We start from the raw sequence: 17,583 nt of genomic DNA on the forward strand, positions 1-17,583 counted from the left end.
AGTTTCCCGCAAGAACGCCGCGGGGCCTGGTCGACTTGCCCGGCCAGCCCCCGCCAACATCACTTCTCCCTCGTTCGTTTATAAGTTACGAACACCGCGATACGCGTCCGCCAGCCGTTCGACCGCAGCCTCGACTACGCCGATCGGACTGGCCAGGTTCATGCGTTCGTAGCCCTCGCCTTCCGGTCCGAAGAGCGTGCCTTCGTCGAAGAAAACCAGGGCCTCCTCGACGTTGATGCGCTCCAACTCAGCCGCGCCCAGGCCTAGGCTGCGGAAGTCCATCCATTGCAGATAAGTTCCTTTCAGGTCGAACACGCGCACCTCTGGAATGCGTTCGCGCAGTTTCTTCGCCACCAGGCCGTGGTTGGCTGAGACCAGGTCGATCAGTCCCTCCAGCCAGCTCTCGCCCTGCGTGTACGCGAGGCGGCAGGCCTCGTAACCGAGAACGTTCAGCGAGAAGAATCCGGACTTCTCCTGCGCGACTGTGTACGCGGCGCGCAGCTGCTCGTTCTCGATCACGATGTTGCTAGTAGCCATGCCGGCCAAGTTGAAAGTCTTGCTCGGTGCAGTGCAGACGACCGACCGGTCAGCGGCCTCGGGGCCGAGCGTCGAAAAGACCGTGTGCTGATGCCCTGGCATCACCAAGTCGAAATGGATCTCGTCGCTGACCACGATCAGCCCGTTGTCCACGGCGATCTGCGCGACCCGTTCCAGTTCCCAGCGCTCCCACGCACGGCCGGTCGAGTTGTGCGGGCTGCAGAACAGGAGGACCTTGTTCTGCGGATCACGTGCCTTCGCCGCCAAGTCGTCGAAGTCGATCCTCCATCTGCCACCACGTTCGGCCAGGGGATTCCGGACCAGAACACGCTCGCTCAGTTCGACCGCGCGATAGAACGAGTAGTACCCAGGCGTCTGGACGATGATCCCGTCCCCCGGCCGAGCATAGGCGCGCACCGCGGTGAAGACAGCCCGGACGACGCCGGGCGACAGGCAGATGTGGTCCTTCGACACCTCCCAGGAGTGCCGACGCGAGAACCAGCCGACGACGGAATCCCAGTACTCCTCGGTGGGCAGCGTGTATCCGAGAACCGCGTCCTCCAAGTACCGTCTCAAGCCGCCGGCTATCTCGGAAACGCACGCGAAGTCCATATCCGCCACCGAGAAAGGGACGATCCCCTTCGGCACGTCCGCCTTCCCCTCGAACATGGAGAGCCATTTCGCAGAGCCGCTTCGAGACCGGTCGACGATCGAGCTGAAATCGTCCGCCTCGCTCATCGCCCAATTCGTTTCAGCAGTAGACACCGGCAGCTGCCCTCGACTGGGGAGACACCATCCAGGCGACCGATGCGCGATGTCCCCACCAGTAGAACCCCGCCGAGACGACGGCCACCGCGACGGAATCCCAGGGACTACCCACCCAACCGCTGCCGCCGAACGAGCCAATCGCCGAAATTCCGCCGAGCACTAGCATAAAGGCGAGGAACCACACTCCGGACCGGAACGTGCTGATGTTGAGGATCTTGCGGTCCTTGCGCATCATGAGCGCGAACAGCGGGACCGAGACCAGGAAGAGCAGGAGCGCAAGCCATACCTCGTCCCATCCGGCCCAGTACATAATCAAACCGGAGATCACGAAGGTCGGCGGTGCCACGTAACGGACACCTCGCATCCACGGCCGTGCCCTCAACGCAGGGTCCTTCAGGTTCGCGCCGGCCGCGACCGCGATGATCGCGTAGCCCGCAGCGAAGAACATCCCTGTCGCCGAGACCAGGTCCTGCCACGACTGAAAACCCAGAAGGAAGAACACCGAGACAACCAGGTTCACCACGAGCGCGTGACGTGGAATTCCGGAGCGTTCGTGCACCTTCGCAACCCACTTCGGGAGCATCCGGCTCTTCGCGATTCCGAAGATGTTGCGGGAGTTCGTTCCGATTCCCAGGAACAGCGATCCCGCAGGCGAGACCACGGAGTCAACCAGCAGGAGCTGGGCGAGCCAGTGCAGGTTAAGCATCAACGCCACCTGCGCGAACGGAGAATCGAACCTCAGGCCGTGCCAGCCCAACTGTGCCAACACTCCGTGCGGCACGCCCCCGACGAATGCGATCTGCAGCATCAGGTAGACCGCGAAAGCTGCAGCGAACCCCACAAAGGTGCCGATCGGCAGGTTCCGGCGCGGGCAACGCGTCTCGCCAGCCATCACTGCGCCCACGTTGATCCCGCCGAACGAGTAAATCAGGCCCGCTCCGGTGACCGCGGTCAGCATGCCCGGGATGCCGTACGGCGCCACGCCGCCAGCCGAGCTGAAATTCGACGAATCGAATCCTGTCGCGACCAGCAAGACCACGGTCAACAGCGGAACGCCGATCTTGAACACAGTCACCATGGCGTTGATACGCGACATCAGGACGACACCGAACCAGTTCAACACGGTGAATGCGATCACGACAAAGATTGCCAGGACAAGACCGAGCGACGACAGGGAGCCGTCGACCACAAGCCCCGGCCACCATCGATTCACATACTGCAGCAAGCCAGACGCCTCACTGGGCGTGCCGATAGTCGCTTGCAGGAAGAAGACCCAGCCGATCATGACTCCGACGAAGGGTCCGGAGATCATGGAGGGCCATCGGACGTTGCCGCCGGCCAGAGGGCGTGTCACGCCAAGTTCGATGTACGTGAGCGCGACGAGTGCGGTCGCGAGTGCGGCGATCACCCAGGATCCGATGGCTAGAGGCCCTGCTGTCATGACAGCGAAGTACGAGGCAAACAACCAACCTGAACCGACCATCGATGAAAACACTAGCGCGGCACCCCCGAACCAGCCGAGTCGGCGCTTGAAATGCTTGTCTTCCTCGACAAGTACTCCGCTGCAAACTGCTTCCTCATCTGCCGCAGCACCAGCTATAACGCAATGATATACCTCGGGCTAATTACTTGCCATGAGAGATCTGCGCGCAGGTCCCGGTTCTTGAGGCATTGATACTATCTCCAAATGTGATGACCTGGTGAGCCACGTTCGTCGCACGCGCTGCGGCGTTGCAGATCCCACCCTCTGACGAACCCGGATTCCCTGCCACGTTAGACCCCAAGTGGAAATCTCGGAAATCGGATGAGAAGTGTCTCACACACGAGTTCCAGTGGCCGCCTCAGCTCGGTTCGGCGCGCGCAGTTGGCGACTGACTATTGCAGCAGCGAGCATGGGCAGTCGGCTCAGGTTTTCCGTCGCGAAAGGACCTTGTTTGGCGCAAACCGGAGGACTTGAGCACCCTGTGAAGCGCATCTTCGGAGTCTGATAATCTTGAGCACGCAACAGAAAGTCATAACGTCGCCTAGGACACGAGCGGTGCCCTGGCCAGCGGCCCTGTTGAAGCGGCGACCCGCTCGATGATGCCGACGTCCCGCATGCGGAACGTCATGCACCACACCTGGCCCACAAAGCCAAGCCTTTGCCCAAAATCGGGCAAGTCGTCGGCAACTCGCAAATGCGAGAATTGACACCAGGAAGGTCCCGGGGTGCCACAGGAATCTCATTGGGATGTGCTGTGCGCTGCAGCGTATGAGACCGTCTTGATTTCGCTCGATTCGCCGGACCGAACCAGGATTCCGTTCCGGAACGCGACGGTCACCGCATGCGTCCGACCGCGAGCGTGAAGTTTGCGCAGGACACCCCGGACATGGGCGCGCACTGTCTCCACCGACACGAACAGCAGTCGTGCGATCTCGGCGTTCCGCAGGCCCTCGGCGACGAGCAACAGCACTTGGTGTTCCCGCTCCGATAGCGGAGCCGAAATCCCAGTGCCGGCCGACGAGCGGCGCGACCATGCACGTTTCGGTTGCGGGGCAACCGGGGGCAGCTCTGGGGCTACATAGTGACGCCTGGAGTACGCCAGCCGGACCGCCATGGCCAGCTCGCATGGGGAAGCCTCACGCGGCACCAGCGCGTGGGCACCCGCATCGAGGGCACCGGCGAGGTACTGCCAGGTCCGATGGCGGTGCCGCAGCAGCATGATCAGAACGAGCCCGGGACTCCCGGCAGAGAGCAGTTCAACCAGGTCGCAGTCAGGATCAAGCGCCGAATCCACAAGCACTACGTCGGGTTGCGCCTGCTCGCACAACCGGACGGCACCACGGTGGTCCACCGCTTGCCCTGCCCAGCTCAGCCCGATCGTGCGATCGACTACCTCAGCGACCCCAGCCCGAAATAGCGGAATCGGGTCCACGATCGCCAGCCCAAGGTTGCGCGCTCCGAACGGCTGTCCCGTCGTGGCCCCAGTTTGCTGGGGCCGCATGCCATTCATCTCGGATCTCCGTTCGTCAGCCTGTTTCCGCGACCCCGTGGACTGCTCGCGGAGCAGCTCCCGAGTCCCTGATACGGCAGAATCGGCGGAGGGCGGGTCGCGTAACCGATGCCTGGCACCGACCCGGTCGTCTCGCCGGTTCTCCGGCGTCCCCGAGCCGGTCATGGCGGCTGGTGGCTCCGATCCTGGATCATGGCCCGGATTTTGACCAGCGCACAGTGCTGGACGACACGGACATTTGCCTCTGAAATACCGAGCACCTGCGCGGTCTCGGCCGCAGTCAGGCCGATCACGACGCGCGGTGCGAGGATTTCCCGCTGCAGCGGAGCAAGGCGACCAAGCAGCTTCCGTAGATGGCCGCGCAACTCGAGGTTCAGTGCACGGGACTCAGGCTCGTTCCCGCTCGGGCACAGATCGGGCAGCTCCGCCACCGGGTCGCACCGGAGGCGCGCGGCGAAACGGTAGGCGTCTGCGACCTTGTTCGCCGCGATAGCATGCACAAGACTCGGGAACGAGCCCCCGCGGTTCCGAAAGGTGGGTGATGCTTTGAGCACGCCCAAGCAGACTTCCTGGGCGAGATCGTCGGCCGAGACGTGTGAAAGGTCGCGCCCACTCATGCGGGCCTGACAGCTACGGACCGCCACCGGGCGAACGATCGCCAGCAAAGCGGCGATCGCTGCCGGGTCGTGCTCAGCCGCCGCACGGATAAGCGGATCGAGTTCTTCCTGTGACAGCTGACGAGAATCGCGCGCGGGCATCGGGTCTCGCACGCGAATCACGATGCCGTAGCATCGCCGAGAACGTCCTCAAGCGCCAGGGCGGCGCGGCTGACTACGTCGGCCACTTCGGTGAGCGACAACCGTCGATCACAGCTGTAAGCGATCATCCGGGAGAACGCTTCCTCTCGCGGGATTCGTCCGGCAGCGGCGAGTTCGCTGGCGGCTCGGTCGATCAATGGGCTGCCGTCTCCTACGTGTTCCGTCTGGCCGGTGAAGCCCCCGGACGAGGAACTGAGGCGTTCCTGCGTCACGCCGATCGCGGCGAGTTCGGCAAGAGCATGCACTGCGCTCGCTACTGGCTGGCGCAACGAACCCTGGTCACTAACCAACACAGTCAGCACACCGATGACGCCGCTGTGCACCTGAAGAGGCGCGCAGTACGCAGCCTGGTACCCCCGCACGAGAGCCTCCGTCGCGAACAACGGCCATGCGGAGGAAACCGCCTCCAGATCGTCCAACCGTACGGTGATGCCAGTCCGGAATGCGTCGACTGACGGCCCCTGCTCGTTCCCCACCTGCAGGAGGCTGCGCAGTCGCGCATTCACCGGCGAGGCCGCGACCGCCTCGAGAACGCCCGCCCGATCGGCCAGACTCAGGGCCGCACCCACAGCACCGAGCAAGTGGACGCAGTGTCGGACCAGCCGATGCGGCAGGTCGGCCAAGTGGTGCTCGTCGACCAGTGTGTCGGCAAGGAAAGGCAACGCGCGCAGCAGCGGCGTCGCGCGGTCGCCGATTCCCGATTTCGCAACGACTCGATCAGCCACGCGAATCACGCCTTCCGCCGGTGAATACCACATGCTAGCCAGCTGGATCGCTCAGCAGCCACGAACTCGCGGCACCACGCCCGCGCTGCCCCATGGACAACACACGGCACCATGGCGTGCGGGGCAGCGCAGGATGTCTCGGTGCTTCGAATCCTACCGCCGGGCGCGGCCGGCAGGTCCGCGAATAACACGAACAATCACCTCCATGAAATTACCCGTACGAACACCGAGATAGAGAAGGACATGGAGGACGCGCCGACACCGTGGCGTTCGGGCCTTCCGGCAATGCTGCCCGGGATCAGGCCTGCGGCAGCGGAGATATCGCGAGCCTCTCACACCTCGCCCCGGCCGGGTGATATCCAGCACCGGCCGGGGCAGGGTGCATGTCGCTTCGCGTAACACGACCCCGTCATCGAGGCTGCAGTTCTAGGCTCGAGGCCCGAGCTCCTCACCCAGCGGCAACGTCGGGCGCGGGGACGAATCGCCAGCCCTGCGCCTTGAGCCCGGTGACGATCTCCTTCAGCGCGTCAGTGCCGAGATAAGGATGGTAGAAAAAGCTGGCGACGCCATCCTGCACGGCCGTCATGGCGCGCGCGGAGGCTACGACATCCGCAGGCAGCCGGGGCGGATGGTGATTGTTCTCCGCCAACTCGACGTTGCCCAGATTCTCAGGGATGACAGTGCTGCCGTATACGTCGCGCACCACGTAGGGGAAGTACTGGCCAGCGAGCTTGCCATAGTCGGGCGTTCCTGTCCCGCAGGCCCCGGCAGGGCACCATCCGCCGAAATACAGGCCACGGTCGTATCGGACGCCGAATTCGCTGTCGAAAACGGTGTAGTCGGTCGCGGATGCGGCGTAGTGCGGCGGTTCGAAAATGGTGGGTGCCGCCAATCCCGCGGCCTCGAACAGGCGCTTGCCGTCGATGACCCGCGACCGTGCCCAGTCCGCCGAGTCACCGGGTACCGGTCCTTCCTCGATGACCCAGTCGTCGTTCGTGCAGGGCGAAACGAACTGGTACGGCGGGTTTGGCGTTGTGGAGCATTGGGATCGATAGAACTCGAAATCGTCGGCCGACACCGCGTCGTAGGGATTGGCGACTGTGTCGTACTGGTGCGTGTCGCCGTGCATGACAAGGGTTCCCCCCTTGCTCTGTGCGTAGCGCAACACCGTCGCGAAAGCGCTGTCCTGGGCAAGGGTGCTCGACTCCGGGACCCCGTTATTGTAATAGCCGTGCGGGTCGCGGTAGCGCGGGATCACCGCGAGACTGAACGGGACGCCTTGGGCGGCCAGGTAGTCGATGATCTGGCGCAACTGAGCAGGATCGTCGTCCACGCTGACGTCCTCGATGCGGACCAGCGCCCGCCGACGATCTGGCTGGTTCGGATCAGCGAGCTTGCTCAGCAGGTCAGCAGCCGCCAGGTAGCGGTCGGCGGTGCCGACGTAGCTGAACGGGACTTCAGTGAGGTAGGTCAAGTTGGAACTGCGCAGCGCCCATGGAAGGGTGCTCCCGTCGGCATGGCTCGCGGTGGCCAGGACCTGCGCCTCGGCCGGGTCTGTGACAGTGGTTCCGAGCAGCCCCGAGTCGGCGGCGAGGTCACTGCGGTGCAGTTCGACGCCGCGGTAAGTCACCGTCGGGGTGGGCACAGTGTCGAACCGAGTCCACGTCCAGCCGTAACGCGCTCCGAAATCGCCAGCCCGAGCAGTCAATTGCCAGACATTGCTGCCTGCCCACAGCACTGGCCGGACACCAGACAGGACGTCGTCGAGGAACGCGGCAGGAATCGGTTCGTTGTACGTGGATCCGAGATAGACCACACCGGTGTAGTCGCTCATCTCACCCGCGGTGTACTCGCCTATCGGCTGCATCCGATAGGCGCTGCCGTGCGAGACCAGGTTCGCCGTCTGCACCGCGAACGCCTCACCCAGCCAGCCCCACTGTCCAGTGGTGTCGTAGAGAATCAGCGTGCGCCGCGCGGAGTCAGCACCTGGTGCCGCTCCGATCGCCGCCCCGTCTCCCGCGCGCACAGTGGCTGCGGGTGCCTCCGCAACCGGGCTCGGTACGTGTGGAACCGCCGCAGGCGCGGACGGAGGGGCCGGCAATGTCCGGCTGCCGAGGGCGGGCCGCGCGGCTGCATTGCGAGCGTGCGGCGGCCGAGCCTGCTGCACGGCGACTGCTGTGGCCGGTGCCAACCCCGTGACCAGACTCAGCACGATTCCCGCAAGCACGGCGTGCCGGAATTGTCGGTATAACATGCAATGATCTCCTCAGGATCGGCAGTAAGCAGGCGACGAAGTTCGCGATCCAGTTGCGGCGGCGGAGCCGAGAACGCGGAACCTGCGGGAAAGCGCTCGCCGGGCGGCGCGGGTTAGACTGTCGCAGAACTCGGCACACTCGCGATGTGTCTAGTCCGCGCAGGGGCCGGACCGAACCTGACACCCTCGGTGGGAGCCTGCCACCTTTCGTAATGTTGTCCCGGCCCGTTGCTGTTGTCCGTTGCCGAGCCAAGTGGTGCAATCGCCGCGACCTGCCCGGCCCCGTCGCGTCTGCCTGTCACAATCGCTGCATTCGTTCCATCCCAAAAGATGTCTAAAGCCAACGGTCGCCATCCGGTGCTGTGGACCCTCGGATGACGTCATCACCGACGTCTCAGGGTTCGCAGCGCAGTTCTCCCCCGCTGCATGTCCCTCTCGACTGGCAGCGCGACGAACCTTTGACGCAGCTGTGAACCTCATGACCTACCTGGGTTGATAGCTGTTCATGGTTGGGCGAAGTATTCGGACGCTACCTCACGAACCGTCTGGCTGGCAGGCTACGTCTTCAAATCACCCAGGCATGACGTGTCAGGGAGCACGATCTCGTGCCCGAGCCGCCTTTCGCCCCATTCGAATTGTTGTCTGGATGCGCAGGTGGCTTTGGCGACTGACCTCCGAGGCATCTACTCGTGCGCTCCGTCGCTTCAAGCCCGGCAGGCCCGGCTCGCGCGGTTGGACGGAGGGTTTCGCTGGGGATCGTAAGCAATTTCGTCGTGACGGCGAGGCATGGCTGACGCGCCTTGCGGTCTCGGCAACCCGCAAGAGACACTCTTTCAACTGCGGCCGATTGGCCGCTACCCGTTCGGGTAGCGGCCAATCGGCCGCAGCGGTGCTCGTTTCCGTCGACATGGCCACCGAGGCCGCTGCTTGACTTGGCTAAGCACGACGGCGATGAGGCTGGAGGCACCAGAGTGACAAGACAGCGACAGGGACCGGACCGGGCGGAGTACCGCGTGCGCGGTCTGAAAGAACCGGCGGAGATCGTCGTCGACCGCTGGGGAGTGCCGCACATCTACGCGGCCGACACCTACGACGCCTTCCGCGCGCAAGGATTCAACGCGGCAAGGGACCGGCTGTGGCAGATCGATTTCTGGCGGCGGCGCGGGCTGGGGCGGCTTTCAGAGATATTCGGCGCGGAACATGTCGAACGGGACCGCGCGGCCCGGTTGTTCCTCTATCGCGGCGAGATGCTCCGGGAGTGGCTCTCCTACGGTTCGGACACCAAGCGGGCGACCGTCGCGTTCGTAGAAGGCGTCAACGCTTTCGTCGAGCTGACGCGGCGCGAACCGGACCTGTTGCCGGTCGAGTTCCGGGAACTGGGCTACGAGCCGGCGCTGTGGGAGCCCGAGGATGTGGCCCGCATCCGCAGCCACGGCCTGTTCTACAACGTCCGGGACGAGGTCGCTCGCGCCCGCACCCTGCGGGACCTGCCGAGGCAGGTCGAAGAGCTGCGCCGCCGCCGGGAACCGGAACGGGAGCTGGCCGTTCCCGAAAACCTGGACCTGGACCTGATTCTCGACGATGTGTTGAAAGTCTACGACCTCGCGACCAGCGCACCGGACTTCGGGCCGGCGACTCCGCTGGATCCGCAAGGCGACGTGCTTCCCGAGGGCAGCAACAACTGGGTGCTGGCCGGGTCACGCACTCGGTCCGGGCGTCCGCTGCTGGCCAACGACCCGCATCGGGCGGCCGCGGCGCTGCCGGGGCTGCGCTACATCGCGCACCTGTCCGCACCTGGGCTCGACGTGATCGGTGGTGGCGAACCGGCACTGCCGGGGATTTCGATCGGCCACAACGGCCGGATCTCCTTCGGCTTGACGATTTTCGCGATCGATCAGGAAGACCTCTACGTCTACGAGACGGCACCGGAAGACCCGCGTTCCTACCGCTACCAGGACCGCGGGGAGCCGATGGAGCGGCGGGTCGAGGTCATCGAGGTCGCAGGCGGCGACCCGGTCGAGACGGAGCTGTGGTTCACCCGGCACGGCCCGGTGATCTACGAGGATCCGCAGCGGCACACGGCCATCGCCGTGCGCGCCGCGTGGCTGGAACCGGGCATGGCACCGTATTTGGGGAGCATGGACTACATGCGCGCGAAGAACTACGACGAGTTCCTCGCCGCGATGAACCGGTGGGGCGCTCCGCCGGAGAACCAGGTCTACGCCGACCCGTCCGGCACCATCGCGTGGAAGACCGGCGGGCTCACCCCGATCCGGCCCAACTGGGACGGCACGCTGCCGGTGCCGGGCGACGGCCGCTACGAGTGGGCCGGCTTCTACGACGCCGACCAGCTGCCCGGCGCGGTGAATCCGGAGTCCGGGTTCCTGGCGACCGCCAACGAATGCAATCTGCCGGAGGACTTCCCGGCTGATCGCCACATCACCTACGACTGGTATGCGCCGTCGAGGCGGCACCGGCTCGACGAGGTGCTCGCGAAGACGACCGACGCGACACCGGCGAGCATGGTCGCGCTGCAGAGCGACTTCGTCAGCATTCCGGCCCGGCGGATCGTGGCCAGGGTGCGCGACCTGGACGTACCCGAGGAGACCGACGGCCTGTCGTTGCTGCTCGGCTGGGACGGCGACCTCGCGCCTGATTCCGCGGGCGCGGCGCTGTTCGAGGTTTGGTACCGGCGGCATTTGCGACCAGCCTTGCTGGCCCGAGCGTTGGAGCCACACGTCGGTGCCGAGGCGGCGGGAGAAACTGCGAGCCGGATCTCGCCCGCGGAGGATCTTCTCGCCGATGCCCGAATCGACCTGGAACTGGTCGAAACACCGGGAGACCGGCTCGGACCCGAGCCGGAGAAGGCAATGGCTGCTTTGGTCGAGGAAACCCTGCCGGCGGCCGTCGCAGACCTGGAACAGCTGCTCGGGCCGGACCGCTCGACGTGGAGCTGGGGGCGGCTGCACGTCGCGCGAGCTCGGCATCCACTCGCAGCGATCCTGCCGGGAGTTCCCGAGGATCACCTTGTCGCTGGTCCGGCTCCACGCGGCGGCAGCGGTGACACGGTCGGCAACACTGCCTATGGTCCCAACTTCGTGCAGAGCGCCGGGGCGACCTTCCGGCTCGTCATCGACGTCGGCGAGTGGGACGCGTCGCTGGCGATGAACGCGCCCGGCCAGTCGGGCCGGCTCGGCGACCCGCACGCGACCGATTTGTTCAGCCCGTGGAGTCGCGGCGAAGCGTTCCCGCTGCTCTACAGTCGCGACCGGATCGACGAGGCCGCAGAACAGGTCATCCGTCTCGACCCGTCCGCCTGAGATCGCACCGATTCCCGAAAAGGAGACGACCCATGGGTCATGTGCAGCTGCCCCCGGGCAAGAAGATCGCCGTCAACCTGGGCACCGATTTCGACGCGCAGGCGTTGTGGCTGGGCGGGTTCAACCGTCCGAGCCCGTCGTTCATGTCGCGCGGCCAGTTCGGCGCCGAAGTCGGAGTGCCGCGCCTGCTAGATCTCTACCGACGCTTCGACGTCACCACCACCTGGTTCACGCCGGGCCATTCAGTCGACACCTTCCCGGAGCAGTGCCGCAAGGTGGTCGAGGCCGGGCACGAGATCGGCCACCACGGCTACTACCACGAGATCCCGCCTGGCATCGACCGTGACACCGAACGCCGTCTAGTCGACCTCGCATTCGCGACATACAAGAATGTCCTCGGCGTCCGTCCGACCGGGTACCGCTCGCCTTACTGGGACTACAGCGAGAACACCCTTGACATCATCGAGGAGTCGGGCTTCCGCTACGACACCAGTCTGATGGCCCGCGACCTCGTGCCATACCACCCGCAGCGCTGGCAGATCAACTGGGAGAACGCGAACGTCGCCGGCACTGCCAGCTCGGTGATCGAGATCCCGGTCAACTGGTACCTCGACGACTTTCCGCCGCTGGCCTACACAGGCGCCTCAACCGGCATGCAGGACACCGAGACGATCTTCCGCCGGTGGCGCGACACTTTCGACTACGCCTACGAACGCGTCGAGAACCCCGTGTTCGCCTCCTGTGTGCATCCGCAGATCATCGGCCAGGCTCACAACATCCTGTGGTACGAGCGGCTGATCGAGCACATCGCCGGACACGACGGTGTGTGGTTCGCGACGTGCGACGAAATCGCGCAGGCATGGGTGGATGACGACGAGGACAGGCGTTTGATGGCGTTGCCGGACGTCCGCGGAGTCGAGCAGGCTCCGCCGGATTCCAGCTGGGCGCGCGCCTGAGCCCGGCGAATGACCCCCGTCGCGGCGATGCGGCGGGGGTCATTCGCTCTCATCGAGCAGATGGAGGTCCATCGCCAGCCGGACCAGCTCGGTGCGACGGGCGAGCTCGTGCCGCCTCAGCATCGCGGTGACGTGGAATTTGACCGTGTGCGGGCTGATGCTGACTGCTTCGCCGATCCGGTGGTTGTCCATCCCACGTGCGATCAGCCGCACGATCTCCAGCTCCCGATCGTTGAACGCGGACTGGCTCCGCTGCGCCGACCGCTTCAGCAGCCCGCTGGCCAGCCGCGGGTCGAAGTAACTGCCGTCCTCGGCGAGCTCGCGGATGATGCCAGGCAGCCTGGACGTGGTCGTCTCCTTCAGGATGTACCCGACGGCACCGGCCAGGATCGCCTTCTCCAGCAGTTCAGCGTTCCCGTAGGCGCTGAGGATCGCAATTTTCAGATCGGGGAAGGCCGCGGCAAGTTCTGTGCAGAGGTCGATGCTGTTGCGCCCGGCCAGTCGCATGTCCAGTAGCAGCACATCCGACCGCGCAGCTTCGAGCAGCGGTGCTACCCCACCCGCTGTGGTAGTCGCTCCGGCAAATTCCAGCCCTTCCTCCCGGTCCGCCATAGCCCGCAGTCCGTCGTGGACAATCTCGTGGTCGTCGACAACACAGAACCGGATCAACGGTCGACCTTTCCAGGAATCGTCGCTCGCACGAGGAAGCCGTGTCCGTCGCGGGCAGGCTCGCGTTCGACACGGCCGGACACACGTTCAGCAGCGTTGCGCATCGCCCGCAGACCGAGATGGCCCGGCTCGTCAGCATCATTCGGCGCAGTCGTCACAGCGCCCCCATTCGCCACCGACAAGACCCACTCGCCGGACGCCCCCTCCAACCGGACTTCGGCAACGCTCCGCGCATGCAGGTCGACGTTGACCAGTGCTTCCTGGCCTATCCGGACAAGTGCGTCTGCAATGGCGTCCGGCAGCACCGAGTCGCGGGCGTCCACGAGGAACCGGTGGCCAGCGTCGGCCCGCAGCGAGGCTTCGGCGATCTCGTCGAGGACATCTCCCGCAGTCCGCGCGGGCTTCGGGCGAACAAGCATGTCCAACTGGCCGCGAAGGGCTTCCATACTGTGCTCGGCCGCGGCGGCGATAGAGGCGAGGCTCGCCTCGACGGCAGGGTCGCCGCTGAGGGTCTCTCGCATCCGTTCGGCGGCGAAGCCGATCTCCACGAGGCCGCGGACCGCGGTGTCGTGCAGGTCATAGGCCAGCCGCTCCTGTTCCTGACGGCGGAGGACGTCCCGCCGGTACGCCTCGGCCGCCCGTCGCTTCAGACCAAGGGTGGCGTAGGCCGCGAACTCGTTGAGGATTTCCTCGTCGGTCTCGTTGAACGGGTGCAGCGTCCGGTCCCCGACGTAGAGAACGGCCTCCACCTGATCGTCGACGATGATCGGAGTCGCCATCGCGGACACGATGCCCTCGCGCACGGTCTCGGCCACTGGCGCGGCGTGCAGGCGCGAGTCGATGGCGTAGTTGAGAGAGCGCACCGGCCGGCGCAGCGAGCGCGCGAGCCCGCCGAGGCCTTGGCCGTCCCGGATCCTCAGATGCCGGAATTCGGGCGTGTGGATGCCGAGGGTCTGGTCGAACGTGAAGGTTTCGATGTCGAACTCTGGCAGCGACAGGTAGTCGACGTCTGTGTCAAACAGTCGCTGCGCGGACACCAGCAGAGTCGTCAGGGTTTCCGCGACGTCCGCGCAGCCGACCGCGGCGGATGCCACGTTCTTCATCGCGAACTGCAGGTCCCGGTTGATTTCCACCGCGCCTCGGCGCCGCCCCTCCGACACCCGGCGACGCACGTTGCGGCCGAGCTGCGGAACCGCGCCCGAAGCAGCCTCGGGCAGCACTGGAGTCCGCCCGGCGCGCCCTGCGATCACGAACCCGTCGCCGTGCGGATCGGCCCAGGGCACGACCAGCGCCGAGCGCAGCACCAGCCGACGCGCGCGCTGTCGAGCTCACCGTCACGTCGACGACCACCGAAGGTTGATCCCGCATCGGCAGCGCGCTGAGCCGAACCGACTCGTTCGGCAGTAGCGGATCGGGATCGCTCGGCGCGTCGACCGCCAGCATAAGCAGGTCTGCTTCGGCGGTCCGGGGCCGGTAACCGACGAAGCAGACCGACGCGCCGAGCACGTCCCGGATCTCGGCAAGCACCGGCTGGAGGGCGTTCCCAATGGAGCGTGACCGGGCGGCGTCCAAGAGGTACTCGGTGCGAACTCCCATCGGTGCACGCTTCATCGCTGCCTCCTCTTTGCCGACGAGCATACTCAGCGAAACCGCATTCCGGTCAGCTAGGAACTGGTCCGCGGATTGTCACTGCCCGTACAGGTAGCCGAACACTATCCCTTAGAGGGTGTTTCGAAACCCAGTAGCGCGGCTGGGTGTCGGCTGTGATATGGGCGAGGTGTGGAGGCCATTACGCAGAGTTGGGCAAGCCGCCACATAGCACAAGGCTTCAACGATTAGCTGCCCGGGTTTCGAAACACCCTCTTAGGATAGTGTTCGACTCCACTGATCCGTCGGCATATTTCTAGCCGTATCGGCACCGCGTCAGCTGCTGTACTTCATAGATATGGGCAGGCCGTCACTACAGCCGGGCCAAGGCTTACGAAGTGTTCGCTGGGACGTCTGGAGCGACCTGGGTGCCAGAGGTAAGGTGTGAGGGTGTTTTCCAAGCTGCACAAGCTCTTCTCACGCGGGCCGCGCCGCTCGGACGGTTGGCTGGTGACTGTCTACTACACCCCGGTTGAGGAGTTCTGCGGCGGCGACCTCGCGACAGTCACCGGAAACGTCAGCCTGACAGAGGACGGCGGCGGTGCTCACCTCGGTGACTATCCGAGCCAATTTGTCGAGCGAGTAATGCAGGAAGGCACCGGGCGGATAACCTCGGGCGACCAGGCAGGTCGATATCTGAACTGGTCGCACAATATCGGATACTGGCTCGACGAGGCACCGCGCGACGCTCACGGCAGGCCGCTCCGGCCGTTCTGCTCGGCTGCTGCCGACCCGGACGTGCTGCGCAAGGGGACTCGATTCCGGATCTCCAGCCCGGGGCGGCGTGACAACGGCGAGCCACCGCCGCCTCGCGTCGCGGAACTACTCGCCAGCACGACGTGGGAGATCCGCGACGAATTCACCCCCGGCTATGGCAGCGACAAGCATCTTGACCTGTACATAGGAGAGCAGACGCACTCCGCATTCGAGAGCAGCGACATGTACGTCACCATCGAGGGTGTACAGATCGTTCTCCCCAACTCTTGCTGAGCCCGGTCTGAGCTTTCACCGGAGACATGCCCAGGCAGCGACCGATCCGCACTGCAGAACTGTCGACCACCCTGACGCATCCGCAGCTCGCCAGCATCGTGAACCGTGCCGCACGACGCGCTGTCGCCTGCGCACGATCTCTGGTGGCAGTCAGCACCCAGCCGTGAATCCGGGCCGCAAGCGGTCCGGCAGCGACCACCGCGCAGATGACCAGACGCGTCGAGCAATGCTGCGCCGACCGACGACCCGAACCCCATAACGACACGACATTCGGCGCAACGGCCCATCCATTCAGGACGGATCTTCGAAGACCCGCCCGTTCAGCGTCGCATCCACACCGCTGCGACCCCGCCCAGCCTCCAGTCCCGGCTTCCGCCTCGCGGAACAACGACGACCGTCCGCCCTCGCAGACCGAGGACACGCGCACTGTGGCCGCACGTGTTCGTATTCCCGCGTCAGCCGAAGATCAAGGGCGTTCGAAATTCATGCGCAGGACAACTCGGAGAGGCTCTCCACCTTGCTGGTCTCCTTGAGCTTCCATACCGACAACAACGTGACCAAGCAGCACACCGCCATGTAGATCCCGATACTGATCGACCCGAACTTCGACAGCAGCACCGTGGCGATCATCGGTGCGAACGCGCCACCGAGAACCGCACCGAACTGGATACCCAACGACACACCGGAGTAGCGGGCTTCAGTCGAGAAGGTCTCAGCGAACAACGCAGGTTGCACGCCGTACATCAGGCTGTGCAGCAGCCCCATCGCGATGAACATCGCAAGAGCGATCATCCAGAACGAGTCGGAGTCAACCATCGGCCAGAACGCCAGTGAGAACACCGCGAGCCCGCCTGCTCCGGCCATGATGACGCGGCGGCGCCCTACCCGGTCAGACAGTGCTCCAGCCGCCGGCAACCCGATGAACTGCGCGGTCGACCCGATCAGGACCGCGATGAGCAGCGTCTCCTTCGGCAGCCCGAGGAACTTGGGATTGGTGCCGTAGGTAATGACGAACGCGATCAGCATGTAATACGTCATATTGATGCCTAGGTAGGTACCGGCGGTCAGGGCGATCTCCCGCGGATACGTGCGCAGCGCAGTCAGCACTGGCGAGCGAGTCGGCCGTGCGGACGCGGCAGCCGCCACCTTCGCCAGGTCCGCCTCCTGCAGCCGCCGGAAGGCCGGCGTCTCCTCGATCCTGAAGTGCAAGTACAGCGCCAGGCCGACCAGCAGCATGCTCGCCAGGAACGGCACCCGCCAACCCCAACTGGTCAGGGCCTGCGGCGACAGGGCTGCGGTCACGGCGATAAACGCGCCGTTAGCCACCAAAGTCCCGCCCGGCGAGCCGAGCGCGGTCAGGCTGCCGTAAAGGCCGCGGCGGCTCGCCGGTGCCTTCTCCACTGCGAACAACACCACGCCACCCATCTGTCCGCCGAGCGAGAAGCCCTGCAGGAAACGAAGCATGACCAGCAGGATCGGAGCGGCAACACCGATGCTTGAGTAGGTCGGCAACACGCCGATCAGCGTCGACACCGTACCCATCAGCATCATCGCGATCACGAGCGTCTTCTTCCGCCCGACGATGTCTCCGAAGTGCCCGAATACCACCCCGCCCAGCGGCCTCGCCAGGAAGCCCACCCCCAGCGTCGCGAACGACAGCAATACACCCATCGTGGCGCTCTGCCCGGGGAAGAACAGCGTCGGGAAGACCAACGCCGCGGCGGTGCCGTAGATGAAGAAGTCGTAGTACTCGATACTGTTCGCAGCGATCGAGACTGCTGCGACCTGAAAGATGTCGCGCCCGGACGCCTTCGTGTCCGGCTGTTTCGGCGAGCTAGCCACAAGTGCCTCCTGGTCCGACGAGCAGGCTTCGCTGCCCGGCCTGAATGAGCGACGTGCTGGGCAG

At 65.1% G+C, this 17,583-nt stretch carries 12 protein-coding genes; 3 read left to right on the forward strand and 9 right to left on the reverse strand.

The genetic code is table 11. The features are described 5' to 3' along the window. Positions 1–78: 78 nt before the first annotated feature. The 6 genes from DMP23_RS20700 to DMP23_RS20725 all read right to left on the reverse strand — a co-directional run bounded on the left by DMP23_RS20700 (position 79) and on the right by DMP23_RS20725 (position 7,867). A complete protein-coding gene (locus tag DMP23_RS20700) occupies positions 79–1,275 on the reverse strand; it encodes a MalY/PatB family protein (RefSeq protein WP_337822185.1) in 1,197 nt (398 codons plus the stop codon). 13 nt (positions 1,276–1,288) lie between these two features. Continuing rightward, on the reverse strand, positions 1,289–2,905 hold the full coding sequence (locus DMP23_RS20705) for an APC family permease (protein ID WP_337824428.1): 1,617 nt from the start codon (positions 2,903–2,905) through the stop codon (positions 1,289–1,291). 622 nt (positions 2,906–3,527) lie between these two features. Continuing rightward, the gene (locus tag DMP23_RS20710) at positions 3,528–4,298 is read right to left on the reverse strand and encodes a response regulator transcription factor (RefSeq protein WP_337822186.1); all 771 of its coding nucleotides are present in this window, start codon (positions 4,296–4,298) and stop codon (positions 3,528–3,530) included. A gap of 161 nt (positions 4,299–4,459) precedes the next feature. Further along, positions 4,460–5,068, reverse strand: a complete 609-nt coding sequence (locus DMP23_RS20715) for a sigma-70 family RNA polymerase sigma factor (protein WP_337822187.1) — start codon at positions 5,066–5,068, stop codon at positions 4,460–4,462. 5 nt (positions 5,069–5,073) lie between these two features. Next, entirely contained in the window at positions 5,074–5,874 is an 801-nt protein-coding gene (locus tag DMP23_RS20720) for a GAF domain-containing protein (RefSeq protein ID WP_337822188.1), read from the reverse strand. Positions 5,875–6,289: 415 nt separating this feature from the next. Then, the gene (locus DMP23_RS20725) at positions 6,290–7,867 is read right to left on the reverse strand and encodes a polysaccharide deacetylase family protein (protein WP_337822189.1); all 1,578 of its coding nucleotides are present in this window, start codon (positions 7,865–7,867) and stop codon (positions 6,290–6,292) included. A 1,241-nt stretch (positions 7,868–9,108) separates the two neighbouring features. On the opposite strand from DMP23_RS20725, the gene DMP23_RS20730 reads away from it, so the two are divergent. After that, positions 9,109–11,415, forward strand: a complete 2,307-nt coding sequence (locus DMP23_RS20730) for a penicillin acylase family protein (RefSeq protein WP_337822190.1) — start codon at positions 9,109–9,111, stop codon at positions 11,413–11,415. Between the two features lie 32 nt (positions 11,416–11,447). Beyond that, positions 11,448–12,371 carry a polysaccharide deacetylase family protein gene (locus DMP23_RS20735; protein WP_337822191.1) on the forward strand — a complete coding sequence of 308 codons (924 nt, stop codon included), beginning with the start codon at positions 11,448–11,450 and terminating at the stop codon, positions 12,369–12,371. 39 nt (positions 12,372–12,410) lie between these two features. Here the strand turns inward: DMP23_RS20735 and DMP23_RS20740 are convergent, their stop codons facing one another. Then, the gene (locus DMP23_RS20740) at positions 12,411–13,040 is read right to left on the reverse strand and encodes a response regulator transcription factor (protein WP_337822192.1); all 630 of its coding nucleotides are present in this window, start codon (positions 13,038–13,040) and stop codon (positions 12,411–12,413) included. Beyond that, positions 13,037–14,344 (reverse strand): GAF domain-containing sensor histidine kinase, encoded by a 1,308-nt coding sequence (locus DMP23_RS20745; protein WP_337822193.1) that lies wholly within the window; start codon positions 14,342–14,344, stop codon positions 13,037–13,039. Before DMP23_RS20745 ends, DMP23_RS20740 begins: the two co-directional genes overlap by 4 nt. Positions 14,345–15,077: 733 nt before the next feature. On the opposite strand from DMP23_RS20745, the gene DMP23_RS20750 reads away from it, so the two are divergent. Next, entirely contained in the window at positions 15,078–15,677 is a 600-nt protein-coding gene (locus tag DMP23_RS20750) for a hypothetical protein (protein ID WP_337822194.1), read from the forward strand. 483 nt (positions 15,678–16,160) lie between these two features. Here DMP23_RS20750 and DMP23_RS20755 read toward each other — a convergent pair whose 3' ends face one another. Next, positions 16,161–17,519, reverse strand: a complete 1,359-nt coding sequence (locus DMP23_RS20755; protein WP_337822195.1) for an MFS transporter — start codon at positions 17,517–17,519, stop codon at positions 16,161–16,163. Positions 17,520–17,583 lie beyond the last annotated feature (64 nt).

The organism is Amycolatopsis sp. A1MSW2902 (assembly GCF_017312175.1).
GTDB classification, from domain to species: domain Bacteria; phylum Actinomycetota; class Actinomycetes; order Mycobacteriales; family Pseudonocardiaceae; genus Amycolatopsis; species Amycolatopsis nivea.

What these genes read in the sequence shown, in the direction of transcription:
- DMP23_RS20735 (WP_337822191.1), top strand. Translation starts at nt 11,448, where the DNA reads ATGGGTCATGTGCAGCTGCCCCCGGGCAAGAAGATCGCCGTCAACCTG.
- DMP23_RS20700 (WP_337822185.1), bottom strand. Translation starts at nt 1,275, where the DNA reads ATGAGCGAGGCGGACGATTTCAGCTCGATCGTCGACCGGTCTCGAAGC.
- DMP23_RS20720 (WP_337822188.1), bottom strand. Translation starts at nt 5,874, where the DNA reads ATGTGGTATTCACCGGCGGAAGGCGTGATTCGCGTGGCTGATCGAGTC.
- DMP23_RS20710 (WP_337822186.1), bottom strand. Translation starts at nt 4,298, where the DNA reads ATGAATGGCATGCGGCCCCAGCAAACTGGGGCCACGACGGGACAGCCG.